Genomic DNA, 24,492 nt, shown 5'->3' with positions numbered 1-24,492 from the left:
TCATGGACAATGACGGTCATGCCCCCAAGTGTCGGCCATGCATAGAAAAACCGCGACGGGGCTATCGCGGGCTTCTCGTCGACCCAGGATGAAAATTCTACACGAGGCTTCGAGAGCGATCGACGGCTGAGCGTCTAAACCCCTCGGTTTTGACACCAGCAGGCCGTAATTTCTGGATGGAGAGGGCAACGACCGCTTCCGGAGGTGTGAGTGGCGAAAGCTGCCCTCCGTTCAGCCGCTGGCTATCGACCGCTAAGCGCCAATCACCGCGGGAGGGGCAGAGGCCAGACCCGGAGCGGCGTTGGCGGGAGAGCCCGTCGGGCGCCGAGCTCCGATCAATTCCAGTGCATCTAAGACGATCACCTTCAAGGCATCGGGATCAACACCTTTCCTGGGCATCACTCCCGCGTCATCACCGTGGTGATTGTCGCAGGTCGATGAATTGAGCGCGTCCATGCGGTCTCGCACCCCGTCGCATGGGTGGGTGCCCGCGTGATGGTCGATGTCCCACACCATCTGACCGAGGTTCCGGTTGTGCGGGAAGTATGCCGTGTACGAGCGCCGGAAGTGCGTCTCGATTACCTGCCGCACGTGTAGTACAATATCGTCAGGATCGCCCTGACGGTGGTCGGCATAGGCGGCGAGCTTGTCGAGGCGCTTGGTGTGATCGGAGCGGCACAGGTCGGTAAACCGCACATGCTTCGCGGCTGACCACTCGTCCCCGTCGCTGTACTCCATCTGGTACGAGGCCTTGGTGATGCTGGCGCAGAGCTTCTCGACATCCCGGAGGAAATACTCGTCATGGGACAGGACGATGAGCTGAAGGCACCGGCCGCACAGCTCCTTGATGGCCTCAACGGTCTTGCCGCGACGATGGCTGTCGTGGCTGGCGAGCGGGTCGTCAAAGACAACGACCTTCTGGTTCAGGGCGCCATCGTGGTCGAGCTTGGCGAGGAAGAATGCGAGGGCAAGCGTGGTCTTGTCGCCCGTCGATAGGGTGTTGCGGAAATTGGGAATGGGGGCGGCTCCGGGCCCACGGCCGCGCGGCACCGACTCACCCCGGATGACCAGCGAGTAATCAGAGGACCCGGCGTTGCCCGCCATGCTGTTCGTTGGCCGCGTGATTCGAGCGGAGACACTGAAGCGCTGGAGGTAGTGGTTCACCCTGAGGTGGTAGTGGTCCGCTGCCGCGTCGTTGACGTCCTTGAGCTTCTTCTGCGTGAACTTGCGGACATTCTTGGCGCGCTCATCCCGTCGAGCGGCAGCGAGATATTCCTCAATGCGGCGCTGGACGCCAGGGTCCTCGGTCCGAGCAATTCGGCGCTTGGCGTTGGCGACCGCCAGCTTCGCATCGTCCTGGGTCATCGTTGATGCCGATTGAGCGGCCTTAGTGGCCGCATTGATCGTCTCGACGGCGGTGTTGTAGGCCGTCAGCGTGGCAGCGACCCGGGACAACGCCGCGCTCGCTTTTGCCGTCAGGTCTGGGTCATCGACAACCTCGAGCGGTGACTGTCGCTTGCGATCGAGCATGTCCTTCGCAGCGGAGTGAGCCTCCGCAAGGTCAGTCCCGAGGTCAACGCAGTCGGGCAACTCGGCACCGAGCTGAACATACTGCTCCCACGCCTTGGCGGAGGCGACATTTGCGGCCAGTGTCGCCGCGATCGCGGTCCGTGCGACCTCGCCCAACGCATCGTTCAAGGCGGTCGCGGCGTCGGTGATTGTCGCCAGGTGCGTCTTGTACTGCTCTCCGAATATCTGCCCGTAGAGCGTGACCATGCCGAGCTCATCAGCGTCCGGCCGAGCGCAGAACGGACAGGCATCGTCGTGCATGTGCTCCACGCCATAATTGACCCACGCCTCTCCCTGCTTACCGAGCTTAAATTGCCGGAAGTGATTGGCCAGCCGATCTCGAGCAGCTGCGTCGATATCCGGCACGGTGGCGCTGAGGGTGGACGGCATATCGGCGGGCTGCGCTGGCGCGGTGACGGTCTCGAGCTGCTTGAGCGCAGCGATCTTGTCGGCCTGTTGAACAGACTTCAGCGCCTTCTCGGCCTTGTCGAGGCGGTCGGCATACGCGGGATTGGCCGCAAGCGCGAAGAAGGCTTCACGGCTGATGTCGGAGGGCAAGTCATCCGCCAGCGCGGCCTCAGTGTCCTTGAGCTTCAAGGCCGCCGCCTTCGCATGGGCATTGAAACGCTCGAGCAGATTGGCGAGCCGTACGCCTTCCTCACCGATGATGATCGAAAACAGCCCCCGGTCCTGGGGAAGCTCGATCATCTCGCCAGCGAACACGTTGTCGGCGATGAAGGTCGCGTCGAACACCTCAATCGGCGCCCGTTTGTGTTGCCACTTGCTGCCCTTGAACTGCCGATTGCCAGCATCGGAGACGAGGGTGATCTCGGGGTCAGCGGCATTGTTGCCCAAGGAGCGGCGCGCCATGACAGTGTTCGAGCAGCCGTCCCGGGCCGCGCGCATCACGGCGGTGAGGGTAGATTTGCCCCGTCCATTGCGGGCGTAGAACATCGTGAGCTGCGAGAGCGGCGGAGATGTCCCAGCGTCGAACGCCTTCAATACCCCCACATTGCGGATGACGATCTTCTTGAACATAAACGAATAGCTGACTCCGATCGGGGACGGAGTCAAAGCTGCTCGGCAAGCTGCGGTATTGGTCCGCCTAGATCGACCGGGAAAGTCCTCTCAAACGCGGCCGTGGAATCTGGCGTAGGCGAACGTCCACTTCCGGAACCCCCAAACGCGCGCCCGAACGGCCGGAACTCGGTCTGTTGGCCACGGCCCCGCTGTATAGCATATGGCTGTGACTCGGCATCTAGATTTGAGGTTTGAAGGAAGTGGCTGCGCCGCCGCACATAGGTTGGATCAAGGACACCGGTGAACGTCGTCAGACGGCATGCGGGCAAGAAATCCAAATCTGGGAAATCAATCCCGTTGACGACCAAGCCGTCCTCTCGGCCTGGGCAGCACATTTCCGTCATCATTACTGCGCTGACGCCGATCTTCCGGCATTGGTGGGCGGCACGGGCAAGAGCAAGGCCGAATTTCTCAATACGATACTGTTCCCCGATGCGAAGGTGGCACCCGGGCCGAGCCTTCGGTCGGGTGACTTTGGCGAAATACTGGTCGCTGATTTCATCGAGTTCATGTTGGGATATTGGTGCCCTCGGGAGCTTCGGTATCAGGATCGCTGGAACCGACAGGACTCGACCAAGGGCTGTGACATCGTCGGCTTCAAATTTGTGAACAATCAAGCCGAAAATGCGAACGACGAGCTTTACATCTTCGAGTCAAAATCCGGGCTGTCAGCGACAAAAAGCAACCGGCTTCAAGACGCGGTCACGGACTCGATGAAGGACCACCTTCGTGAAGCCATGACGCTGAATGCGATGAAGCAGCGTCTTCTGGTGCGCGGGGAGACCGCGCAGGTTCAAGCGGTTCAGCGGTTCCAGAACGAAACCGAGCGCCCTTTCCGTCGGATCAACGGGGCAGCCGCTGTATTGGACATCGATGTCCTCGCCACCACGAAGCTGGAGGAGACCGACACGACCGGCCACAAGAACGCGGCAAACCTGCGGCTGCTCGTCATTAAGGGACCCTCCCTGATGCAGCTTGTCCAAGCCCTTTACGAAAGGGCGGCCAATGAAGCCTAGAGCAACTGCGACCAGAGTGCTTTCCACCACGCGGGCGCGGGCGAAAATGCACGAGTTCCGCGTCGCCCCCGAGGACTTCATTGAGCTATACCGGGACCCATCGACGCTATTTGATCTGGCAGTCGGCATCCTCGGTGACGTGGCCGCCGTCACCGCAGATCAGTTTCGCGAAGCCGACGGTCTGGAAGGGTTCAATCCGGATGTCGAGCCGGTGAGCTGGGACGGCGAAGAGCTTTCCGTATCAGAAGGTCTTCGCTTCGCTTCAACCTTCTTCGACGCCTATCTCAGCGCCAGGCTCGACGAAACCATTTCGGTCGAATTCTCGCTGCTTTGCGCAAGCGCCTATTATCTCAACAACAGCGTCGGCAACGCGACTGTCATCGTCAAAAAGATGGACGCACCACCGCCGGACTTTGCCGCTGGGTTGGCTCGCCTGGTCTACAAGATTTTGCTCAACGACTTTTCACCGATCGACGTGGGCTCCGATCGGGTGAATGCCGTCCTCGCCGGCATGAACGGTTTCATGACCTTTGCGTCAGGCGTACCAGAGGTGTCTGCTGCCTGCGACGCCCTCCGGGAAGTCGCTTATCAAAACGGCTCGCCCCGAGAGCTGCTCTATGCGGATTTGGTAGCCGCAGCTTGTGCAACCAAGCTCCGAAACGCGTCGCGCACGGTCCTTCCTAAAGCGTCGGGTCTCGATGCCGCCGCGTGGCAACCCGCGCTCGGAAAATCTCATTTCCCGATCGAACTGTGGCCTGCTCAACAACGAATAGCATCCGCTGGCCTGCTGCAAGGCCGCTCCGCCGTAATTCAAATGCCGACGAGCGCGGGTAAAACTCGTGCAACAGAATTGATCATCCGCTCGGCTTTCTTGTCGCAACGGGCGTCGTTGGCCGTGATCGTCGCCCCCTATCGCTCGCTCTGTCACGACATCAGAGGCGATCTGGTGACGGCATTTGCCGGAGAACCCATCCGTCTGGACGAGGCTTCGGACTCTTTTCAATTCGATATTCAGCTAGAGCAAATCCTTGCGGTGAATACGGTCCTGATCGTGACGCCGGAGAAGCTGCTTTACATGCTGCGACGCGCGCCGGAGCTGGTCGATCGCATCGGCCTCGTCATCTACGACGAAGGCCATCAATTTGATGGTCTCACGCGCGGGCCGACGTATGAGCTTCTCCTTACGTCCCTGAAATTGACCCTGCCCGAGGGGACGCAGGTCATTTTGATTTCAGCCGTGATCGGAAATGCCAGCACGGTTGCGGAATGGCTGGTTGGAGACCCGGAAGCCGTCATTGATGGCGCAGGCCTGCTCCCCACGTCGAAAAGCATAGCATTCGCGAGCTGGCAGGATGCCAGAGGACGCCTTGAATATGTAAGCCCCGCTGATCCCGAAGAAGGCGAATTCTGGGTTCCTCGCATCATTGACGACTTTCCCCTGAACCTTCGCGGGCGCGAACGGAATGTTCAACGGTTTCCTGCCAAAACGAAGGGCGGCGAAGTCGGCTTATTTCTCGGGCTCTATGTTGTCGGCAACGGCAGCGTCGCGGTCTTCTGCGGCAAGAAGGATAGCGTGACGACCGTCTGTCGGCGGGCCGTCGACATTTTTGATCGCGGCGCAAATTTGCCGAAGCCCGTAGATGTGTCGGACGCGGCGGAAGTCGAGAAACTCAGACATCTGTCCGAAGCACATCTTGGACCCGATGCTGTGGCGACAAAAGCGGCGGTCCTCGGGATATTCGCCCATCACGCGGCTACGCCCCAAGGCCTTCGGCTATCAATCGAGCATGCCATGAAGGTGGGTCTGGCCAAATTTGTAGTCTGCACCTCCACGCTTGCACAGGGCGTTAATTTTCCTCTAAAGTACCTGATCGTCACCTCCACACGCCAAAGTGCGGAGAGCATCATGGTGCGCGACTTCCAAAATCTGATGGGTCGCGCGGGCCGCGCCGGAATGCACACCGAGGGGAGTGTGATCTTTGCAACCCCGTCGATATTCGATCAGCGCAACGACTATAGAAACCGGTGGCGCTGGAACGAGGCGAAGGAGCTGCTGGACGCCTCCAAGTCAGAACCGACGAGAAGCAGCATCCTCAACCTGTTTGACGATTACGAGCAGCGGCAGAAGGACGCGCCGCCGGTGGTCCAGCCAATTCAACCCCAATGGCTCGACTTGGCTTTCGCGGACCAGGCCAGGATCGAGGCGGTGGTGCAGGAAGCGCTCAACATGCAGCCGCTCATAAGCGCGGCTGAATTTCGGAAATTTATCGAACGCCGGGCACGGGCGATCCAGGCCATCGCGGCTTTTCTCGTCGCGAATATGACATTTCTGGAAGAGGAAGGTCAGGATCGAGTTTCAGACCTCGCCTCGCATACGCTGGCCTATCACCTGGCACCCGAGGGGGTTCGTCCTGCCCTTGTCGATGTCTTCAAAATGATCGCTGACGCTATCGCCGCGAATACGGACGGCGACCGGCGAGCGGTGATACGGAAGTCGCCGCTGCCGCCAGCGATCATCGCCGAGCTACAGGCTTGGCTTGCCGAGAATGCGGCGGAGCTTCGCGCGGCGATCGAGGCAGACCAGTTACTGCAAGTGGCGGGCGAGAAGATCATATCCTGGAACTCGGCCCCCTCCATCCAATCGTTGTCCGACAATGGCTTTTTACCCGAGGCACTGGCGGATTGGATCGCAGGCCGCCCCTTCTACCATATCCATGCGAAAATGGCGGCACTGGGCATCCGGGTCAGCGGCGATCATGCAACCGTCGAGGACGCTGTAGCCCTCTGCGAGGGGGCCTTTGCTTATGACTTGGCGATGATCACCGCCTCCCTCTCCGACCTCGCCGAGCCGATGGACGGAACACTTTTCAACGGCTTCTCCAGGCTCCAGAAGCAGATCAAATACGGGCACAGCGATCCAGCCGCTATCGCCTTCATGGAGTCGGGTTTCGCCGACCGCGTGGTGGCAAACTTCTTATCGGTTTTGTGGAACAACGTGCGTGACCGAGACGCGGTGCGCACAGCCTGTCGGCATGAGGCGATGCTCCCGGCACTGGCGGCCTATCCGTCATATTTCTCATCGGTTGCGACCGAGATTGCTGCATAGAGTTCATGGCCTGCCATCCCGTAAAGCTACATCTCAATTGCGCGGGACCTTATGCGCTGAATCGTATTCAGGCTTGGCTGGGTCAGGTCAGCAGACGAATAACAGCTTCATAAGGCCAGCACAGCATTGGCGGGCGAGTCCGTATCCGGCCCAAATCCAGCCGCCGCTCCAGCAGCCTACAACAATGTCCGGTCTTGCGATCTGCCGATCGGTTAGCGGCCAGTCTCCTAGGTGTCATAACCGGAGGGTCCCGACCAGCTAGGCCGCCCCATGGTTCCAGGGGCTTTGCAGGTGTCAAAAACCTGTGCCGAAAATCTTTTAGCCTTGGTGGTTATTAGTGCTGAATGCCTGCGGTAAGCGTTCGAACTGTTGCCATTGGCAGGAAGAGCCGCAACTCGTTGGAGGGCAGCGGCTCGAACCCATAGCTGGTGTACAGCGCCCGACGTTTGGCTACCGTCTCCGAATTGCCGCAGTCGAGTACGTCCAGCACGACAACGGCGATACCCAGTGCATCGGCCGCGCTGGCCAGGCGCGCCAGGCAATCAACCAGCAGATCGCCACCATAGCCTTGCCTTTGGAAGCGGCGATCGACGCCGATCATCGAAATGTAGGCAGCTGGGATGCTGCCGTGGGAAGGCCGATTGCGGGCGAACTGATCGGGCAGCTGAGTATAATCAATCGCGTGGGCGTTGGTGGCGTAGAAGCCGATCACCTCGCCTTCAGGCTTGACCATCACGAAGGTGCGGACGTTCCCGGCCTTGGTGAGCTTGTTGGCGGTGCGGCGAAAGAAGTTGTCGACCTGGTCAATGCCACAGGAGAATGCCACTCGATCGTGCCTGGCAGGATCGAGTGGCTCTATGACGGTAGGCTTTGCGTCTTTGGGCGCGGTCACCGGCTGGTGATCGTCTCGCGATGGCGCGCGAAGGCGGCCCGCAGCCGATCGTTCGGTGCCGGTGGTGTGTCGAGTGCCGCAAAGAAGCCTTCATGGTCGACCGGCTCCAAGCTGGTGCGTTCGTGCGCCGCTATCGTCTTCATCGCCAATCGGTAAGCCGCGTTCATCGTGAAGACGGAATCGTCTACTCCCGACAAAGCAGCAGCCTGCTGGATGGCACGCTTGATGCGCGGCTTGGTCCGGAAGTTCATCCGCTCGCTGCTGCGCTCCTCAACAGCGCTGACCTGATCCTGAAAGTCTAGCATAGAACCCTCATTGAGCCTGCGTATGCATGTACGCCTCTTTGGCGTACACTTCAATAGGATGAACGTTGTTCACTCTGCGCGGCCTTCTTAGCTGCTCCGTAAGGCGGGATGGCCAAGCCGAAGGCGGTCACCGGTGAGGATCCGCTCCAGCTGAGCGTCTGTGATGAGCCGGTCGAACGCGAGGCCCGCTCGAGGCCCGTCGATCCATGCGACCTGAGCCAGTATCTGGAGCGAGCCGCAGATCAGGGTGATTGCCGAGCCTATCCCCAAGATGCCGGAAGTATGGACCAGTGCGCCGGATCGCGAGATGTTGAGCACGTGCGCTCGAGTTTCTGTGCAGCCTCGTCGGATGGAGCACAGCTGGAACGCCTTCAGCCTGCGGGCTCGATCCTGGGGCGCCCCTCGAGCGCTCACCTGTTTTCGAGCCGTGCGCGGCGTCCGTCGGACCAGCTTACCCGCGCAGGGAGCGGAATCTCGTCGGCGACCAGCAACACGAGGGCGCCTAACGGCAAGTACGCGTCTCCATAGGTCAGGGCTGCATTCTGAGCTGTGGCAACGAGGTGAACGGAGGTGGCTATGCCGTCCTGCACCACCTGGGCGGGCTTCAGGGAATAGGTAATCCCCTCGCAATCCGTGCTGTGGCCGATACGGCTGGTATTTACGCCATTCATGCTGGACCGCTCCCCGAACGATACGTCCGTAGTCCAGTCCTATTAGCAGAGTCCAAACTATACGTGGTTAGCAGTGTGCCAACTCCAGTTATTTGGGTTGTTCATCATAGATCAAGCCACAACGTGCTGCTGGCCGAGCAGATGACCAGGAGTAGGTAGATGTATCGAATTGCCGTGGATGCCCGCCGAGGGTTAGTCGAAGTTGTCCTCAACGGCATGCTGAGCCTGGATGAGACGGCAACATACATCAATGACCTTCGCCGCTCGTTCGTGGTCAACAAGTTGCAGCCGAATTATGCCATGGTGATCGATGTCAGCGCCTGCAACATCCAGGCGCAGGACATGATCAAGGCGATGGGCGAACATATGGCAGCCATGCCGAAGGCCAGGGCCATCGCGATCGTGACAGGTAGCTCGCTTGCCCGGATGCAGGTGCGACGGCTCTTCACACAGCCTTACGCCCGTATCGTCTCGACGCACGAGGAGGCGCTGGCCTGGGTCAAAGACGGCGTTGAGCCTGTTAAAATTTAAACAACAGCTCCGCTGTGGGATTGCTTGCCATAGTGGTTGTAAATCAATCTCAATACGGGTGCAAATCCTAACTGCTTGCTTACGGCGCTGCTGCATAGTCGATGCATGGATACGTATTCGCTGATCGCCCGCTTGAGCGAGCATCAAGGCAAGATCATGGACAACTTCGCTGCAACTGAACGGTTGGTAGCTGATGGCATGCCTGTAAACGTCGCCGCCCTGGTTCGGCTGCGCGGTGACCTGATGTCGCTGCTGACCGTCTACCAGCATTTCAAGCATCATGAGATCTTCGACGTGATCATCTCCGAGGGGCCAACCGAGCAAGCTAGGATCGGGCGGCGGTTGAAGGCCGAATGCGTTAGCCTTGGCGAGGAAGTGCGCGATCATGTTCACCGATGGACTGACCGGGGTATCGCTAAAAGCTGGGATGCTTACCGACCAGCGCTGCTTGCCTTCATCTATAGGATAAAGGCTCATATGGAGTATGAGCGGCGCGCGTCCGTGGCTGTGCTGCTGCCCGAGCAAAGCGGTGGGTGCATGCCACCGCCAGCCCTGACCATCGCCACTTAGATCTGAAGATGGCGGCAAGCTTGCCGTCGCTCGTCTCCCGGTTGCGGATCATCACCGCGCGGATAGCAAGGTGCACCAACATTGCTTGTGCGGGGCAGGTTATATGCTCGATCTATGTCATCTAAATTGTTCGCCTCTGACAACGTTGAGCGGTGCGAATTGCCAACGTAGGGCTCTTGGTGGCGGCAATGGGCAGCCAGCGCTCCGTAGCGTGCCTTTGACCACGCGCTACGGAGCGTTTCGCTTCTTGGTGTCAACCCGCTGGTAACCAGATCGAGGCCAGTAAGCCTCTGTGAAGCCCGAGTTTTCCATTGATGTTGATATCCCGCGCAGCTTGGTACGTATCACCATGTCCGGCTTCTTTGAACCAGAAGACATTAGGCGCTTCGTGGCAGCCCGTGATTTGGCACATCGTCAACTCACCTGCGGCCGTAATCAACACCTGACGCTGGTCGACATATGGGGAATGCACATCCAGTCCCAGGAGAGCGGAGGTCAATTCGCAAAGCTACTTGCAAACCCACAATTTGCATCGAGGTGTATCGCCTCCGTAGTCACCCAGTCGCTTGCGAGAATGCAGATACAAAGGGCGGCTGCCGGGCGAGGTGCCGGCTTCTTCACCGACGACCCCGCAGCTGCCGAAGCATGGCTCCTGGCGGATCAGATCTCAGAGGCATGAGCATCGTACAGTGACCCCAGTCTTCTCGTTTGAAGTGCATCCTGATCGCGATCTGATCAGCGTCATCCTTTCGGGCTTCTTCTTGCCGCAGGACATTATCTGCTTGGAGGCGGCGCGCGCAGACGCACACCAGAAGCTGCGCTGTGATGCCAATCAGCACCAGGCGCTGATCGACGTGCGCCGGATGCATCCCCATAGTCCTGACGTGCTGGCGCTGTTCATCAAATTGCTTGCTATCAAAGAGCTGGCAGCAAGGCGTACCGCTTATGTCGTGACCAGGTCGGATGCGTTGATGCAGATCAAGCGCGCAACTGCCAGCGCTGGTGTGCGCTACTTCATGTCATCCGAAGCTGCTGAAGATTGGCTTTTCACTGAGCCCTGCCTTAAGACAGCACGGTCTTACCTAGACGATATTAACAATAAGAATGAGCGATTTGATGGCCATCCTTAGCCATTGTTGTATAGCGCCGATGTTGTTTCACTCGTATTGTGCTTCCTCACCCCACGTTTGGTGGGAACGAGCTGCTGCGCCGCAGTAATTACACAGGAGCGTACAGCGATCGGGCATCGTCGAGCATGCTTAGCGGGGTGGGTGTGATCCAGACGGCGCCTAGCATCGGGTAAGGACCATAAAACAGGTCGCCAAGAGCGCGACGATAGTGAGCGTTCATCCAGCGTCTGCGTCGATGCTCGGGACCGTCATGGATCATGTGGCAGCGCTGGCACAATGCCGCCAATTGATGGAGCGCGCTATCGCTGGGGTCATGGTTGAGATGAGCGCAGGCCAGCACTACCGGTGTCCAGGCACCGTGGGCCAGAATGTTCTCCGTCGGCCGTCTAACGCGCCGGCCCTGCCCGTTGCGCCAGCAGCGCCGGTTCCGGTCCCACCATCGTCCATCTCGCAGATGAAATACCCTCTGCCCATGCGGGCGTCCGCAATGCTCGCAACAGCCCCCTGCCCGCACGAAGCGAACATGGTGAGAGAGCTGCGGCCAGTCTATTGGGTACAGGAACACATGCTCGGGACGGATTGGCATCAGGCCTTCCTTTCCGGCACGCCAAGTTGCGAAGCGACCGGCATCACGGCACCAATGCCGCAGCGGTCAGTGCTCGGTAGAGCGTGGCATGGTGGCACTTAAGCAGCTTGGCGGCTTCGCGCACCGATGTGCCTTCGCTCACCAAGCGCTCGCCGAGTGCGATCTGATCGGGGGTCAGCTTGGGCGGACGGCCGAAGCGGACTCCCCTCGCCTTGGCTGCTACCCGCCCGCTGCTGGTGCGCTGGTGGATCAGCTCGCGCTCGAACTCGGCGATGCCGGCGAACACGGTCAGCACCATGCGCCCTGCCGGTGAGGTCGTGTCCGCCCAAGGTTCCGCCAACGAACGGAGCCCTGCCCCTACCTCCTTCAGCTTCTCGGCGATGTCGAGCAGGTCGCGAGTGGAGCGCGCCAGTCGGTCAAGCCGCGTCACCACGACGGTGTCATCGTCGCGCAGCTGCTCGATCATCTTGGCCAACTCGGGCCGGTCGCGCTTTGCGCCCGAGATCTTCTCCTCGAACATCCGCTTACATCCAGCCTCCTTCAACGCGGCGCGTTGCAGCCGGAGATCCTGGTCGTCGGTGGATACACGTGCGTAGCCGATAAGCATGTCGCAAATATGTACCGAAAAGCTATCGTTTAGCAACTGACTTTTGCGACATTGGCATACGAGGGAACACAGGCGCCGGAAGCGATGTCGCGAAACTCAGCACTTTCGCGACAGGGCGAGTTAATCGTCGCGATCAGGGTTCATGGTTCAGGGTGGAGGTGCGCAGCGGTATTCATCAGCGCTGGCTGGATCGGTGCCCCGACAGGTGGTCAAGATCAAGCCGAGGCACCGGCCCGCAGGATGTCTGCGGGCAAGAGCCGCATAACGGTCGACCGTCTTCAATCAAGATTGCCGGAGCCTCCGCCATGTCCGCCAACGCCCAAATTTCGCCGTTCAGGCAAGTCGTGTCGGCGCCCACTAGCGAACCTAGCGGGTCGGCATTAGCCTCAGGGCATGGAGCACCAGCGTCATCAATGGCTGCGTCGTCGTCAACCAATCGAGCCTGCGTCGGCCAACCTCGGGATGACAAATCACCGACGCTTCCGCTCCGACAATGATCTGCACCAGTGGAGAATGTGGGGGCGAATTGCCGTTCCAATGACCATCTTGAGCTTCGGGGCGCTACGCCACTTCGACGTGCCCTTCGACTACACGCCGCTTGCCGCCCTACCTGCCCTTCTCACCTATATGGCGCTGAGGTTTATTGCGTGGAGAGATCGTAGAGCAGGTAAGAGGTTCAGCCAGTATGACTCCGACGACCTATCTTGGTGAGGGCTGAAAGCGCCCAATGGCAGTCATAGAGCGCCGTCTTCAGCTTCCTCGATTGCGGACGTTAAAACCAAATGCGACATTCGTGCCAATGAAGCCCTCCTTGGTTCTCCCCGCTGCCTTCCTGATGGCTGCCTGCTCATCGCCTGAAGAGCGTCAGCACACCGCCCTCATGGATGCGATTGAGAACAATGTGCGGCTTCCGCCGGCCGCAGGGAAGATCCAGAGATTTGCCCGCGTCTACAAATTTGGCTCACCGGATCGAGTGGAAGCCTTCTATTTCGTTCCAGATGTCCAGCAGGACGAGCGGTTCTGCGGAGGGGCGAAACGCGGGGGGCGCACGAACGGGCAGATCGCTTTGGCCTGCTCACCGCCGGATGGTATGAAGCCTGGCGAACGCCGCTGGTTTGGCGATGATGTGTACCTGCCCACTGTTTATGACGGAGGCTGCAACTATGTCGATGTCGTATACGACATCCCCTCGCGGAAGGTGGCTGCAGCGAAATGCCATGGTGTCGCGTGAGTATCGGCCTCCGGTCAAGTCCGCCCATAAGGGGGCTTTGCCACCTGGAAAAGTCAGGCGCGATAAGCCATAATTTCAGCTACTTGGCTCGCCGATAAGACTCGTTTTGGGATGAAGTTAAACAATACGTCGCTCTGAAGCAGCACGATGGCTTCTTGATTATCGGCTATTTGCACGAAGTCGCTCCAAAGGAGCCTTGAGGAGCCTTTAGAGGTTTCAAGCGAGACGCCTTGGTCATCCCATTTGAAATCTACCTCAGCCTGTAAAGATTTTTGCTGTATAAAGTTTCGCCGAGCACGTTGAGGAATAAGGGCGTAGTTCAACAACAAGATCAAACCTAAAAGTAGCGTCCAAAACAGAATGCCGCCCAAAAAGGTGGCCATCTTTACGCCTGTCGGCTCTTGCCACACAAGTCCAACAGCCATTGCCCCGAACACGAAGCTTCCAAGCATGTAGCTCCTCAGCATACGCCGCGTTCGAAAAGATGACCAAAAGTAGGCTCGGTTTGCAGCAATCAGATCACTGGCGGTCGGCTGGAAGGTGACAGATGGCATCCCTGCATATTGCCACAGGATCGCCAGGTAGCAATGTCGGCTTTCCACCAAACCCGGTCATTCAAGCGTCACATTTAGCGCTGACATTTACACAGAAGCTGTTGTTGCCCCTTAAATGGCTGACAGGGCCTCGCGTGTTGTCGCGATGAACTCGCGGGGTGACCTATAGCCGAGGGCGCGGTGCGGATGCGCCTCGTTATAGTGGGCGAGCCAGCCGGGCAGCTGCGCCTCGTTATAGTGGGCGAGCCAGCCGGGCAGCTGCGCGATGACGGTCTGCGCATCAGGCCTGGGGTTCACGCGGACGTAGTCGCGCTTGAGCGTGCGGACGAACGCCTCGGCCATGCCGTTCGACTGTGGGCTGCTGACCGGGGTCGTGCGCGGGACCAATCCGATGCCGCGGGCGAAGGTACGAGTATCGCGAGCAGTGTAGCAGCTGCCGTTGTCGGTCAGCCATTCGATCGGCTGAGGCACGCGGTTTACCTGTCCGTAGCGGTGCTCGACGGTAGCGACCATCAGGTCCTGAACGTCCTCGGCGGTGATGCCGCCTGTGGTTGCCACATGTCCCATCGCCTCGCGGTCGCAGCAGTCGAGCGCAAAGGCGACACGCACCTTTTCGCCGTTGTCGCAGGCGATCTCCAATCCGTCGGAGCACCAGCGGGTGTTGCGCTGGTCGACAGCGACCCTGCCGTCGTGACGGCGTTCTTCGTGCCGTTCGCCGTCCCGCTGGAGCAGCAGCCCGTGGATCTTCATGACGCGGTAGACGCGTTTGACATTGGGGCTTTCGCGCGCGTTCTTTTCTGCCTGGCGGCGCAGCAGGGCATGGACCCGGCGATAGCCGTAGGTAGGCAGCTCGGCGATGAGCATGCGGATGTCGGCCACCAGCTCCGCGTCGGGCAGTGGCGGCCGTCCACGCGGTCGTGGCGGAGGTCGGTTGCGCATTGCAGACAGATGCGCGCGAGCGATGCCAAGGCCATCGGCGACCGCACTCACAGACCATCCCCGGGCAACGAGGTCGAGCGCAACAGGAGTTTTTTTGGGCCTGCAGCCCGGGACACGGCCTCGCGGAGCAGTTCGTTCTCCATGGCCTTCTTGCCCAGCAGCCGATGCAACTCACGGACCTGCGCCTCCAGCGCTCGGTACTCGGACGCCGGCACCACCTCCTCGCCGGCTGCCGCAGCGGTCAGCGCTCCCTGGCTCATCAGCCGACGCCAGATGAAAACCTGGCTGCCGCTGATGCCGTGCTGGCGGGCAACAAGTGATACGCTCATCCCCGGCAGATACGTCTCTTCGACAATCCGGACCTTCTCCTCCGGTGTCCACCGCCTCCGGCGCTGAACACCGGAGAGGACCTCGCCCTCGTTGTAACGCCTGGTCGTACCGTCAGTCATATGCCTCACTCTTATCTAAGAGCGAGAACCTGTCAGTTTATTTGAGGGGCCACCTCAGAAGCCGACGCTCGTTCATATCGGCTGATCGATGTTTCGAACGCCTTCCGGCACGAATTAACCGGGACCGGCGCGCTGGACTTCGCGCAATAACGCTGCAACAGCGGATTACCGTTCAGCCGAGTGGGGTCACACTGTGTTGGTCGATCGTCGCACCTTCATCATCGGCGCGGGCACGGCTACTGTGCTAACTGGCAACGCGGGAGCGGTTTTGCCGCCACTACGCATTCCCATCTCCCTTACTGACACGCGCGTGATGGTCGATTGCACGATTGGCGAACACGGTCCTTACCAGTTCGTATTTGATACGGGTGGCACAATCGGCCTGATCGAGCTGAAGCTCGCCAAGGAGCTTGGGCTGAAGCAACTCGGAACTACTAACCTTGGACTCAAACAGGGCGCCAAGGCGTATCCAATCTTCGCCGTGCGTGATTTTGCGTTTGGAGGGCAGGTGCGACAGCCGCTGTCGTCGATAGCTGGCGTTGATGTGGTCAATTTTCGCGAGGGCGCGGTCGGGTCAATAGCTGCCGGCGCACTAACCGCAGGTGATTGCGAGCTCGATTTCGACGCTCGCGAATGGCGTATCTATCGCGAGGGTTTGCCGGACATGAACGGCTGGACCCGTTACGAAAAGGCGATCTTTCACTACGGAAACGTTAACGGATCAGCCTTCATCGCGGCGGACGCTATGCTAGGTGGGAAGTCATTTCGGTTGGGGCTCGATACCGGCATGCCTTCGGCTATGCACATCTATCGCGAAACTGCGGAGGCGGCCGGCCTATGGAATGCGCAGCGCTGGTCGCCAGCCGCGCCGGGGGGCAAAAGCCGCATGGTCCGTGCGCCGCTAACCCTCGCGGGCGAGACGATTTCCGATGTTGTCATTACCATGATCGAAAGCCCGGAATGGGGCGTGTTTCCTGTTGGGGTCATTGGACTGCCGATCCTACGCCGCTTTAACATCGCAACTTCCGCAAGCGACAAAGCGCTATATCTGAAGCGTAATGCGCTCGCTGCACCGCCTGAACGCTATAACCGCGCTGGCCTGTGGATCGAGCGGGACGGTGCTGATGCGAAGATCGAGGTCGTGGGCGCTGGAAGCCCGGCAGATAAAGCCGGGCTAAAGGCGGGAGATAGGCTGATTGGAGTTGATTTCGGCAAGCTGATCGACCGAATGTTCGAGTCTGATGGAACCGAGATTGCGGTCACCGTTGACCGGGCGGGAACGCGCAGAGGCGTGACATTGCGGTTGGAAGACTTCCTGTAGCGGCAGGTGAGAATGGAACGATTGCTTTACGCGGCTGTATTCGTCATGCTGGGCACAGTGCTAGGCAAAACATGTCAGTACACGTCAGTCGCTTATCTTGGGCCGCGATTTGGGTTCGCATGTGCCTCGCTAATCGGCCTGGTTCCGTTTCTGGCTGCGCTACTATTCTTAAAAACAAGGTATCCGCGTTTCTTCGACTTTCATGGAAGAAATCGGTAACAATTTTTGGCATCTGTCGGAGGGTAATACCGGGTAGCTAAGGGTTGAAGGCACGATGTACGCTAGCAGCATGATTCTTTCGACCACCTTAGCGATAGCAGCATCGGCATTTGCTCCAACAGCGCCGACGAGTGGCATCGGCTCAGACGCGCCTTGTTGGAAAGCCGGCACAACAGTGAACGTCGAGCGCTGTTTCGTGGAGTCGGGTAAGAGATCAGATGCCGATCTGAATCTCACCTATGCTAAAATCATGAGCGTGCTGGACGCCGGTGATCGTCAGCGCTTGCAGAAGGCGGAGACATTCTGGATCACGTATCGCGACGCCGCTTGCGAGGCCGAATACCGACTCTGGAATGGTGGATCCGGTGGACCCCCAGCTAAAATGGCCTGCATTGACGGCGAGACCCGCCGCCATCTCGATTATCTTCGAACAACCTATCGATTGCGGCTGCAAAGATCGCCGGAATAGCGCTCATCTCACGCCGCCAGCGCCTCTATAGCGCTGGCCGCAAAGCTGTCGTCAGTTTCTGCCTGCAACCGGCGATGGTTTGGCAGGAAGTGTAATGCCAAGTGAAGCTGCGCACCACCGAACCGCTGCTTGGTGGGCGTCGGAAAGACCTCCCCGCTGTCGGCGAATCCTGCAAACTGTTTTCGCGGCAGGAGAATAATAGACGATGACTTCACGGCCGTTTCCAGCATGACGCCCCTTGTATGCCAATGTGGCACCAGGGGCGGAGCTAACCGGGTCTACGAGGCTCCAAGAAGTTAGCCCCTCTGCCGCAACCAGCTTGTCGGCAAATGCCTCTGGCGTAACATGATCTGGCTTCTTGATCTGCTCTGCGACCGTTCCATCGGGATTTGTTATCGTGATGCTGAACGTGGCGACGACGTGCGGTTGATCACCAGCTGCAGCCAGCATCAGAAAGGCAGCAGCCAGCAAATTACATCTCCGAATGGAAAACGAAAGTTGCGACAGGCGGACGCGTTGGTCAACGTCCATCCCGCTCGTGCCCTGCAGTCAGACATACGCATTTCTCGATCCCACTCGGAGCAAACCTCGCTGTTGGGGACATTGAGCGCTGACAGAACCGTGCCAATTAGCTCCGACATCTACAAGCATGAACGACAAAGCCCTAGCCCACCGCACGTTTTCCCGAAACTCGATCCCAAGCGGGAAAGCTGCCGTTCAGCTAACGCCCAATTGCAGACGTTGCAGGCTTGAGGCCGGTTGCCTGTAAGCGGTCGTTGGTTCAGCTTGCTCTTGCCTAAGGTGGAGCCCGCAAGTGCGTTCGTTAATCGTGATCGGAATAGTTGGGGCAGTTAGTGTCGGGTGGTCCTTCGTAAATCATAGACGGCCTCCGCATCGCGCCTGGGGTGCTACCGGCACCATCTCTCCCGGCAAGGTAAGTGCCTTGTTTGTCACCGTAGCTGCGATCGGAGTGCTCGGGCTGGGCATAACGATGTCCTTCAATGACAACTTGGCCGAAGGAGTCCCCTGCGCAACGGTTGGATTCGCCCTGGCTCTCTTTATGGCGCCCTCGTTAACCCATATGCACGATGTGAGCTGGACAGACGCGGGAGTTGAAGGACCATCTCGCTTGTTCGGCCCTGGTCTCGGGTTGAGTAGGACCTCGATAAATTGGGATCACATAGACGCCGTGGGTGCCACAATCACGAGCTATTGGTTCGTCCAGTCAAACGATGGGCGTAGAGTTTATTGGAGCTATCTTTATCCAGGGTACGGGGCCTTTACAAAGCGCCTGCGGCTGAAGCGGCCAGACTTGACGTTACCCGTCGACTTAGGTTGAGCGGCACCCGTCGAGCGCTTACAGCCACGTAACTGCGGTTTCGACGTCTGTTTGCTGACAGCAGTCATTCCGCTCATCACAACGTCGCGACGTCCGAATAATGAAGCGAACCCCGAAAGCAGCCCGGCTGGAAGCGCCCAAAGGCGGCCGCCCGAGCGCTGACCTACGCTCCTGGTTGCGGGCGTTCGTTCATGCTGGCAACATGCGGCCATGGACACGGTATACGTGCTGCATCACGTCCGTTCAGACGATGAGTTTGGCGACGATGCCAAGCTAATCGGCGTTTATCGCTCCGCCAAAGCGGCTGCCGCCGCCGCCGCTCGGTTGATGAACCAACCGGGCTTCCGAGATCATCCTACGGGCTTTCACGCCGACGCCTATCCGCTCGATCGGGATCACTGGTGCGAGGGGTTCATCTCAGGCGAATAGCGCTTTTCGCCAGCTTGCAGGCACCTTGGTGGGCTATAAACAGGGATCATGCATCAGCTCTTCAACGAACGGTGGTTCAAGATTACGTCGCCAACACCGGGCGTGGACTTCGTCGTCGTGGGGCGGGACAGCCTTGGCTGGAAGATGGATGTCTATGGGTTTGAGCATGACGAATGGCCGAATGGCGACACGTATCAGGATACATTGGACGAGCTTGTTCCGTTCCTTGCTCAGTATACTGATGGCTCGAGCGTCTGGTCCGACTATGACACCGGAGACATTTTGCCCATGCTAGACGCGCTCGTAAGCGTCACCGGGCGACTGAACGATCCTTGGTAGGGGGCAACGTTTGCCGGCGCAAAAGCCGATAGGCTTGAGCCGCCTACTTCCGGCCGTTCAGACGTGAGTGCATGACGGTACCATGATCGACGTGTACGAGAGCGCCGTGGATGAAACCGGGAAGTTTGGAGCCGTCTTCGAGCGAGAAGATGATACCGCTTACTTCTACCTTTTAGACATGACGAAGGAGGAGACTGGCAAAATTGTTTCAGCGTTCAGTGTGGACGCGATCAACGCCATGCCCGCAGATGTGCCAATATCAATCAGATGGACGGGCTCGCCCACCGCCGCCGGATTGTTTGCAAGTGCGGCTCTGGTCGCTGTTCGATCTTCGATTGTTCCCACCGGTCGGTCGATACCCGGACGACGAGGACCGAAGCTTGTTTCGAGTCCATTGAACGTCCGCTGATTACCACTGCGCGACATCTGCAAGGCTGAAAGCAGACCACGGAAGCGGCTTGGCCGCGGCCGCCATTTACAGCCCTCCGATACCCGGCAGACCTATTCTCCTAACATCAATTTGGTCGGCCATTCTCCCTCGCTTCAACCACCGGAAATCTTTCGAGGATTGAGTCGCATGATTGGATAAGCCTGGGCAGGTAGGACTGGTCAGCCTCGACTGAGAAGCGATGCTCTTGGTTCAGGTGGTCGGCAGTAAGTTCGATGTCCCCCTCTACGCGGCCCATCTTTCCCAGTGCTAGAACGACGTTGATTTCCGGTTCCGAACCCGCAAGCGTGGCTTTGCCCGATAACGCCGCGACCATTGCGGCCAGTTGCTCGCGGAACCGCTTGATGTCCGTGGTTTCTAAAACCGGTCCTTCACACTCTACACGCGCACCGCTCGCTTCCATGCGCGCGCGAACTACCAGCCAATTGCCGTCCAAGTCATCGGACGCCTTTAAAACCTGACGTTGATCAACCCAGAGCGAGAAGCCACGAAAGCGCAGGTCGGGTTGATCTGACATGGGGGGACAATGCCACGCCCGCTGTCCGCATTCCACACATTGATCCTGAAAGCCGCCATTCCGCTCTCCACCAGGTCGCGACATCCGCAGGCCGAAGCGGCCCACTAGAAGGCGTTCGTTCCCCGTCATTGAGCCGCGCCACTCAGTTAGCCAAAGCCGTCAACGGCTTAGAAAAGCCCCCTTCTCGAAGGGGCTCGAAGCTTCGGCTCTCGAGTTCTTAACCTATTGGTGAAAACTTTGCGGTACCGATGTGGCGTGATTAGCGGGCCGCATATTTTTCTGGTTCAGAGCAGCTTTCAGAGGGTATTGCCGTACGCGCAAGCGGCGGCACCTGTCTTTTATAATCGCTTATTCGAGTTAGCTCCGGATACCCGCTGTCTTTTCCGTGGAGATATAACTGACCAGGGGCGGAAGCTCTTTCAAACGCTCGCGCTTGTTGTCGATGCTCTTGACAGGCTTGACGACGTCCTGCCCGTCGCTGGTGCATTGGCTATTCGACACGTCAGCTATGGTGTTCAGGATGAACACTATCGTTATGTCGGCATCGCGTTGCTTGATACATTACGCGAATGCCTTGGTTTTGAATTCAATGAAGAGGTTGAGACTGCTTGGTCTGTCGCTTATGAATTGCTGTCAGATCATATGATCGTTGCCGCAAGGAGCGCTGCTCGGAGCAGCTTTGCGGCATGAGTGACCCAGCGGCCGTGAATCAGCCAAGCGAGCAGTCCGTGGGGTTCCACGCGCTCTTTGGATCGGCCAGTGCGCGCGGGGCGCTCAGCTTAGAAGCAGAGAACTTTGCCATACGCGCAAAGCTGATGATGCAGCGTGCTCGGATGATTGTGCAAGATGATCGGGTAGACGCAATCGCACTTTTGAAAGCAAGGCGCACAAGCTTCTGTGATCACCTTAATCTCTATCAACGGTTCAAGCACTCCCAGATATTCGACCCGATTGTAGTGCATGCTCCCGCGTCAAGCAGGATCGTAGCCCGATCGATGAAGGTGGATTGCATCGCGCTTGGCGATACATTCTCCGCCTATCACAATCGCTGGCTTGGTCTAACAAAAGGAGACTGGGCGTCCTATAAGCAGGATATGTTCGTGACCACCGAAATGATGATGACGAACGTCGACGCGGAACTACGCGCCATTCGTCAATTACTGATGATCTCGGACATATACAAAGTTCAGTTAAGCTAGGCATCGACTGTCCCGCTAACCGCGACCCCCTAGAACCGGACGTTCCGCTATCATGCGGTTTCCTGAAAGCGGCCCGACCGCTGACCACCAGGTACGGACATTCCACTGTCGCAAAAGCGGTGACATGCGCGACGTTCGAAACTCAGGGTATTAGCGACGCAAGTCGGCAATCAGGGCTTGCGCTCTGCGTCCTTCCTGTCGGCCTCGGCTGGGGTAAGCCGCGCACGATCGCGGATGCGGCGTTCGAGCGGGGCGCCGACGAACAGCACCAGCATGGCCAGGGCCAGCCCACCGACGATCAGCGGCCACACCGCCAGTCCCGCTGCGGCACCGATCGTCGCCGTCACCCAGATGCATGCGGCGGTGGCCAGCCCGTGCACCTCCTGACCCTGGCCGACGCGCAGCACGGCACCGGCACCGATGAAGCCAACGCCAGATAGGATACCCTGCATCGCCCGGCCTGCCGCGTCCGCGTTCACGTTGGGGAGGCCACTGTGCACGATCGCCTGCACCGCAATGCAGCTCGCCAAGCCGACTAGCCCGAGTGTGCGCAGACCCATGATCTGCCGGTTCTCGCGCGAGCGCTCCCAACCCAGCACCATGCCGGCTGACGTCGCTACCATCAGCCGGCCGATCGCGTCGGCCCAGAAGGCGAGATCCGACGCCGCCAACGTCGTGGTCACTCGACTAGCACATGGACGTGGTGCCAGGCGGTGCACAGATAGCCGGCGAAGTTCCACATCGTGTCCGGCCGCTCAGGCTGCCCTTGCCCCGCTTCGTCGAACGCGCGCACCACCAGATGCTGGCGACCCTTGGCCAGCGTGGCGTCGAGTGACCAGCGCCGCCAGCCCCAGCGCGCCTCTGGATCGTCGGCGAACGTCGCCTGCTGCCAATCACGGCCACCATTTATCGAGACCTCGACGCGGGAGATGCCGCGATCATAGGCGATGGCGTACCCCTCGATACGCATCTCTCCCGCCGGCAGGCTCCCACCCGAGCTGGGCGAGCAGATCGCGGCGTTGAGCGGCATGGCATTGATGGTCAGCCCCTGTGACCAGTCGACGGTTTCGCTCGTCACGTCGGCCGAAAACAGCTTGTAGTCGTGCGCCTGGATCGGTGCGTCGGATGGGGTGTCGCGCACCTCGATGCGCGTCAGCCACTTGGCGCTACGCACACCGGCATAGCCCGGCACCACCATCCGCAGGGGCGCGCCATGCTCCGGCGCCAGCGGCTCGCCGTTTATAGCCCAGGCGATGAGCACGTCGGGCGCTCGCGCCTTGGCCATGGCAATCGACACGCCGAAGGCTGCCTCCTCGTCTTCCACGGCCACCTCGTCCGCGCCGGTGAACGCCACGAACAGGTCGGACGCATCGGGAGCGCCGACCGCGTCGAGCACGTCGGCCAGTCGCACCCCGGTCCACTCCGCGTTGCCGATCGCGCCCACGTCCCACGGGTCGCCCGAGGTCTTGCCGACCTGTTGGAGGTCGGTACGCCGGTTGCCCGCGCACTGGAGCACGGCTGTTACCGTGCGCGGGGGGAACGCGCTTTTCAGTTCCTCCGCCGAGAAGGAGCGGCTTTCCACGCCCATCCCGCTCACCTCGATCCGGTGATCGGCGGGCAGATCAGGCACCTGCCCGTGGCTGCGCACATAGAACAGCGCCTGCGGCGTCAGGAACTGCTCCATCAGCGCGCCGGGCTTTGGCTCGGCATTGTAGGGGTCGGGGCTGCGGACGATCATAGGCTTGCTCATTCAGCAAGAACGCATGGAAGCCGGGACTGCCTCAACTCCCCATGGATCACGCGATGTGCAGCACGGCAAGCAGGGTGAAGCTGATCGCACCCAGGCCGAGCAGCGAGAGCACCACCGCAGCCGTGACCCGACCACCCGCCTTGGCGACGGTGCGTACGTCCACGCCGAGCCCGAGCGCGGCCATCGACACGACGGTCAGCAGTGTGGCGATGCGGCCGATCGGAGCGATGGCGGCGGTAGGCACCAGCCCTAGCGAGCGGCAGCCGACCAGCGCCAGGAAGCCGATGATGAACCACGGCACCAGATGGGCGAGGTCTAGCCTCTTGTGGGCCGGCTCGCCGGTGACGAACTCGCCGGCAGGCACATGCTGGGGGCCAAGCCGCGGCGCCACCAGCGACAGGACCAGGCACACCGGCCCGAGCATCAGCACCCGCACCAGCTTGACCAGCGTGCCCATCTGCACGGCCGCGGCCCCCAGTGGCGAGGCGGCGGCGATCACCTGCGGCACCGCGTAGACGGTGAGACCGGCGAGGGTGCCGAACGCTAGCCCGCTCATGCCCAATGCGATCCCTAGCAGCGGCAGACCGAGCACCACCACGACGCCCAGCACCGCTGTGAACGCAATAGATGCCGCCACGTCATCACTGTTGGCGCCGATCACCGGGGCCACCGCCGCGATCGCCGAGTTGCCGCAGATCGAATTGCCGCACGCGACCAGCAGCGCCATGCGCGTCGGTAGGCCGAGCAGTCGGCCGATGCCGAAGCTCAGCAGGATAGCGCAGGCCACCACGCCAGCGATGCCTGCCAGCAGGCCCGCGCCGGCCGACAGGATAGTGGCGGCGCTGACCGACGCGCCGAGCAGGACCACCGCCACCTCCAGCAGATACTTGGCGCTGAAGGCGATGCCGTCGTGCCAACGGTCACCAGAAGTCCACAGACTCCGCACCGCTGTGCCGATCAGGATGGCGAGCACCAGCGCCTCCAGCCAAGCCTTGCCCGCCAGCGCACGCTCACCCGCCTCCAGAATGTAGGCGGCGCCGGTCACGGCAAGGCACAGGCCGACGCCGGGTAGCACACCGGCATACTTGCTGCTCTGCGGTTCGGATGCGAAGTGATGATGGGCAAGACTGGCCACGGCGGTTTCCTTCCGCCGGTCGATCTATGCTCCTCCCATTGATCGTTCCAACGCAGTCTTGTTGTTGTTCCGATCGTCAATCGTGATCGGT

At 59.9% G+C, this 24,492-nt stretch carries 28 protein-coding genes; 15 read left to right on the top strand and 13 right to left on the bottom strand.

Translation table 11 applies throughout. The annotated features are described in order from the left end of the window. Nucleotides 1-252: 252 nt before the first annotated feature. Nucleotides 253-2,607, bottom strand: a complete 2,355-nt coding sequence (locus tag AC07M8_RS18270; protein WP_495175657.1) for an AAA family ATPase — start codon at nt 2,605-2,607, stop codon at nt 253-255. A 242-nt stretch (nt 2,608-2,849) separates the two neighbouring features. Between AC07M8_RS18270 and AC07M8_RS18265 the strand changes: the two genes are divergently transcribed. Together AC07M8_RS18265 and AC07M8_RS18260 are read left to right on the top strand one after the other, a co-directional pair. Next, the gene (locus tag AC07M8_RS18265; protein WP_495175656.1) at nt 2,850-3,665 is read left to right on the top strand and encodes a Hachiman antiphage defense system protein HamA; all 816 of its coding nucleotides are present in this window, start codon (nt 2,850-2,852) and stop codon (nt 3,663-3,665) included. Between the two features lie 46 nt (nt 3,666-3,711). Further along, nucleotides 3,712-6,771 (top strand): DEAD/DEAH box helicase, encoded by a 3,060-nt coding sequence (locus AC07M8_RS18260; protein WP_495175655.1) that lies wholly within the window; start codon nt 3,712-3,714, stop codon nt 6,769-6,771. A 334-nt stretch (nt 6,772-7,105) separates the two neighbouring features. Here AC07M8_RS18260 and AC07M8_RS18255 read toward each other — a convergent pair whose 3' ends face one another. The 4 genes from AC07M8_RS18255 to AC07M8_RS18240 form a co-directional block, all read right to left on the bottom strand. Then, nucleotides 7,106-7,663: a GNAT family N-acetyltransferase gene (locus AC07M8_RS18255; protein WP_495175654.1), complete on the bottom strand. Its 558-nt coding sequence runs from the start codon at nt 7,661-7,663 to the stop codon at nt 7,106-7,108. Beyond that, a complete protein-coding gene (locus tag AC07M8_RS18250) occupies nt 7,660-7,968 on the bottom strand; it encodes a type II toxin-antitoxin system TacA family antitoxin (RefSeq protein WP_495175653.1) in 309 nt (102 codons plus the stop codon). Before AC07M8_RS18250 ends, AC07M8_RS18255 begins: the two co-directional genes overlap by 4 nt. A gap of 87 nt (nt 7,969-8,055) precedes the next feature. Further along, the gene (locus AC07M8_RS18245) at nt 8,056-8,382 is read right to left on the bottom strand and encodes a PilZ domain-containing protein (protein ID WP_495175652.1); all 327 of its coding nucleotides are present in this window, start codon (nt 8,380-8,382) and stop codon (nt 8,056-8,058) included. Further along, on the bottom strand, nt 8,379-8,639 hold the full coding sequence (locus tag AC07M8_RS18240; RefSeq protein ID WP_495175651.1) for a hypothetical protein: 261 nt from the start codon (nt 8,637-8,639) through the stop codon (nt 8,379-8,381). The genes AC07M8_RS18245 and AC07M8_RS18240 overlap by 4 nt, the downstream gene beginning before the upstream one ends. A gap of 159 nt (nt 8,640-8,798) precedes the next feature. Between AC07M8_RS18240 and AC07M8_RS18235 the strand changes: the two genes are divergently transcribed. The 4 genes from AC07M8_RS18235 (at nt 8,799) to AC07M8_RS18220 (ending at nt 10,870) form a co-directional block, all read left to right on the top strand. Further along, complete coding sequence (locus AC07M8_RS18235) at nt 8,799-9,170, top strand: hypothetical protein (RefSeq protein WP_495175650.1); 372 nt, start codon at nt 8,799-8,801, stop codon at nt 9,168-9,170. Between the two features lie 105 nt (nt 9,171-9,275). Then, nucleotides 9,276-9,740, top strand: a complete 465-nt coding sequence (locus AC07M8_RS18230; RefSeq protein ID WP_495175649.1) for a hypothetical protein — start codon at nt 9,276-9,278, stop codon at nt 9,738-9,740. 292 nt (nt 9,741-10,032) lie between these two features. Then, nucleotides 10,033-10,419 (top strand): hypothetical protein, encoded by a 387-nt coding sequence (locus tag AC07M8_RS18225; RefSeq protein WP_495175648.1) that lies wholly within the window; start codon nt 10,033-10,035, stop codon nt 10,417-10,419. A 10-nt stretch (nt 10,420-10,429) separates the two neighbouring features. Beyond that, nucleotides 10,430-10,870, top strand: coding sequence for a hypothetical protein (locus AC07M8_RS18220; RefSeq protein ID WP_495175647.1), 441 nt, complete (start codon nt 10,430-10,432; stop codon nt 10,868-10,870). Nucleotides 10,871-11,499: 629 nt separating this feature from the next. Here the strand turns inward: AC07M8_RS18220 and AC07M8_RS18215 are convergent. Continuing rightward, complete coding sequence (locus AC07M8_RS18215; protein ID WP_495175646.1) at nt 11,500-12,063, bottom strand: recombinase family protein; 564 nt, start codon at nt 12,061-12,063, stop codon at nt 11,500-11,502. 799 nt (nt 12,064-12,862) lie between these two features. On the opposite strand from AC07M8_RS18215, the gene AC07M8_RS18210 reads away from it, so the two are divergent. Beyond that, nucleotides 12,863-13,294, top strand: a complete 432-nt coding sequence (locus AC07M8_RS18210; protein WP_495175645.1) for a hypothetical protein — start codon at nt 12,863-12,865, stop codon at nt 13,292-13,294. A 53-nt stretch (nt 13,295-13,347) separates the two neighbouring features. On the opposite strand, the gene AC07M8_RS18205 is transcribed toward AC07M8_RS18210, so the two are convergent. Both AC07M8_RS18205 and AC07M8_RS18200 read right to left on the bottom strand, forming a co-directional pair. After that, nucleotides 13,348-13,848: a YcxB family protein gene (locus tag AC07M8_RS18205; RefSeq protein ID WP_495175644.1), complete on the bottom strand. Its 501-nt coding sequence runs from the start codon at nt 13,846-13,848 to the stop codon at nt 13,348-13,350. Nucleotides 13,849-13,959: 111 nt separating this feature from the next. Beyond that, a protein-coding gene (locus AC07M8_RS18200; protein ID WP_495175643.1) for an IS3 family transposase occupies nt 13,960-15,236 on the bottom strand; the annotation gives its coding sequence in 2 pieces (ribosomal slippage) (nt 13,960-14,889 and nt 14,892-15,236; 1,275 coding nt in all). A 196-nt stretch (nt 15,237-15,432) separates the two neighbouring features. Here AC07M8_RS18200 and AC07M8_RS18195 point away from each other — a divergent pair. Beyond that, nucleotides 15,433-16,557, top strand: a complete 1,125-nt coding sequence (locus AC07M8_RS18195) for an aspartyl protease family protein (RefSeq protein ID WP_495175642.1) — start codon at nt 15,433-15,435, stop codon at nt 16,555-16,557. A gap of 289 nt (nt 16,558-16,846) precedes the next feature. Continuing rightward, nucleotides 16,847-17,245, top strand: a complete 399-nt coding sequence (locus AC07M8_RS18190) for a lysozyme inhibitor LprI family protein (RefSeq protein ID WP_495175641.1) — start codon at nt 16,847-16,849, stop codon at nt 17,243-17,245. Between the two features lie 8 nt (nt 17,246-17,253). Here AC07M8_RS18190 and AC07M8_RS18185 read toward each other — a convergent pair whose 3' ends face one another. Next, nucleotides 17,254-17,475: a hypothetical protein gene (locus AC07M8_RS18185; protein ID WP_495175640.1), complete on the bottom strand. Its 222-nt coding sequence runs from the start codon at nt 17,473-17,475 to the stop codon at nt 17,254-17,256. 115 nt (nt 17,476-17,590) lie between these two features. Here AC07M8_RS18185 and AC07M8_RS18180 point away from each other — a divergent pair, with 115 nt between their 5' ends. The 4 genes from AC07M8_RS18180 (at nt 17,591) to AC07M8_RS18165 (ending at nt 19,761) form a co-directional block, all read left to right on the top strand. After that, nucleotides 17,591-17,998, top strand: a complete 408-nt coding sequence (locus AC07M8_RS18180) for a hypothetical protein (protein ID WP_495175639.1) — start codon at nt 17,591-17,593, stop codon at nt 17,996-17,998. A gap of 796 nt (nt 17,999-18,794) precedes the next feature. Continuing rightward, on the top strand, nt 18,795-19,013 hold the full coding sequence (locus tag AC07M8_RS18175) for a DUF7336 domain-containing protein (protein WP_495175638.1): 219 nt from the start codon (nt 18,795-18,797) through the stop codon (nt 19,011-19,013). A 48-nt stretch (nt 19,014-19,061) separates the two neighbouring features. Then, nucleotides 19,062-19,352, top strand: a complete 291-nt coding sequence (locus AC07M8_RS18170) for a hypothetical protein (RefSeq protein WP_495175637.1) — start codon at nt 19,062-19,064, stop codon at nt 19,350-19,352. 82 nt (nt 19,353-19,434) lie between these two features. Next, nucleotides 19,435-19,761, top strand: a complete 327-nt coding sequence (locus AC07M8_RS18165) for a DUF2251 domain-containing protein (protein ID WP_495175636.1) — start codon at nt 19,435-19,437, stop codon at nt 19,759-19,761. A 106-nt stretch (nt 19,762-19,867) separates the two neighbouring features. Here AC07M8_RS18165 and AC07M8_RS18160 read toward each other — a convergent pair whose 3' ends face one another. Beyond that, entirely contained in the window at nt 19,868-20,317 is a 450-nt protein-coding gene (locus tag AC07M8_RS18160) for a WapI family immunity protein (protein ID WP_495175635.1), read from the bottom strand. A gap of 255 nt (nt 20,318-20,572) precedes the next feature. On the opposite strand from AC07M8_RS18160, the gene AC07M8_RS18155 reads away from it, so the two are divergent. Both AC07M8_RS18155 and AC07M8_RS18150 read left to right on the top strand, forming a co-directional pair. Then, nucleotides 20,573-21,007 (top strand): globin family protein, encoded by a 435-nt coding sequence (locus tag AC07M8_RS18155; RefSeq protein WP_495175634.1) that lies wholly within the window; start codon nt 20,573-20,575, stop codon nt 21,005-21,007. Further along, nucleotides 21,004-21,516, top strand: a complete 513-nt coding sequence (locus tag AC07M8_RS18150; RefSeq protein ID WP_495175633.1) for a hypothetical protein — start codon at nt 21,004-21,006, stop codon at nt 21,514-21,516. The genes AC07M8_RS18155 and AC07M8_RS18150 overlap by 4 nt, the downstream gene beginning before the upstream one ends. Before the next feature lie 170 nt (nt 21,517-21,686). Here AC07M8_RS18150 and AC07M8_RS18145 read toward each other — a convergent pair whose 3' ends face one another. The 3 genes from AC07M8_RS18145 to AC07M8_RS18135 are packed head-to-tail and all read right to left on the bottom strand — an operon-like array spanning nt 21,687 to nt 24,401. Next, nucleotides 21,687-22,199, bottom strand: coding sequence for an MgtC/SapB family protein (locus AC07M8_RS18145; protein WP_495175632.1), 513 nt, complete (start codon nt 22,197-22,199; stop codon nt 21,687-21,689). Continuing rightward, complete coding sequence (locus AC07M8_RS18140) at nt 22,196-23,266, bottom strand: sulfite oxidase (protein ID WP_495175631.1); 1,071 nt, start codon at nt 23,264-23,266, stop codon at nt 22,196-22,198. Before AC07M8_RS18140 ends, AC07M8_RS18145 begins: the two co-directional genes overlap by 4 nt. A 46-nt stretch (nt 23,267-23,312) precedes the next feature. Beyond that, on the bottom strand, nt 23,313-24,401 hold the full coding sequence (locus AC07M8_RS18135) for a YeiH family protein (RefSeq protein ID WP_495175630.1): 1,089 nt from the start codon (nt 24,399-24,401) through the stop codon (nt 23,313-23,315). Between the last annotated feature and the right edge of the window lie 91 nt (nt 24,402-24,492).

It is taken from the genome of Sphingomonas sp. GW821-FHT09E03, assembly GCF_059416225.1.
Note: the sequence above shows the minus strand (reverse complement) of the source record. Positions and strands in the feature narration are given on the sequence as shown.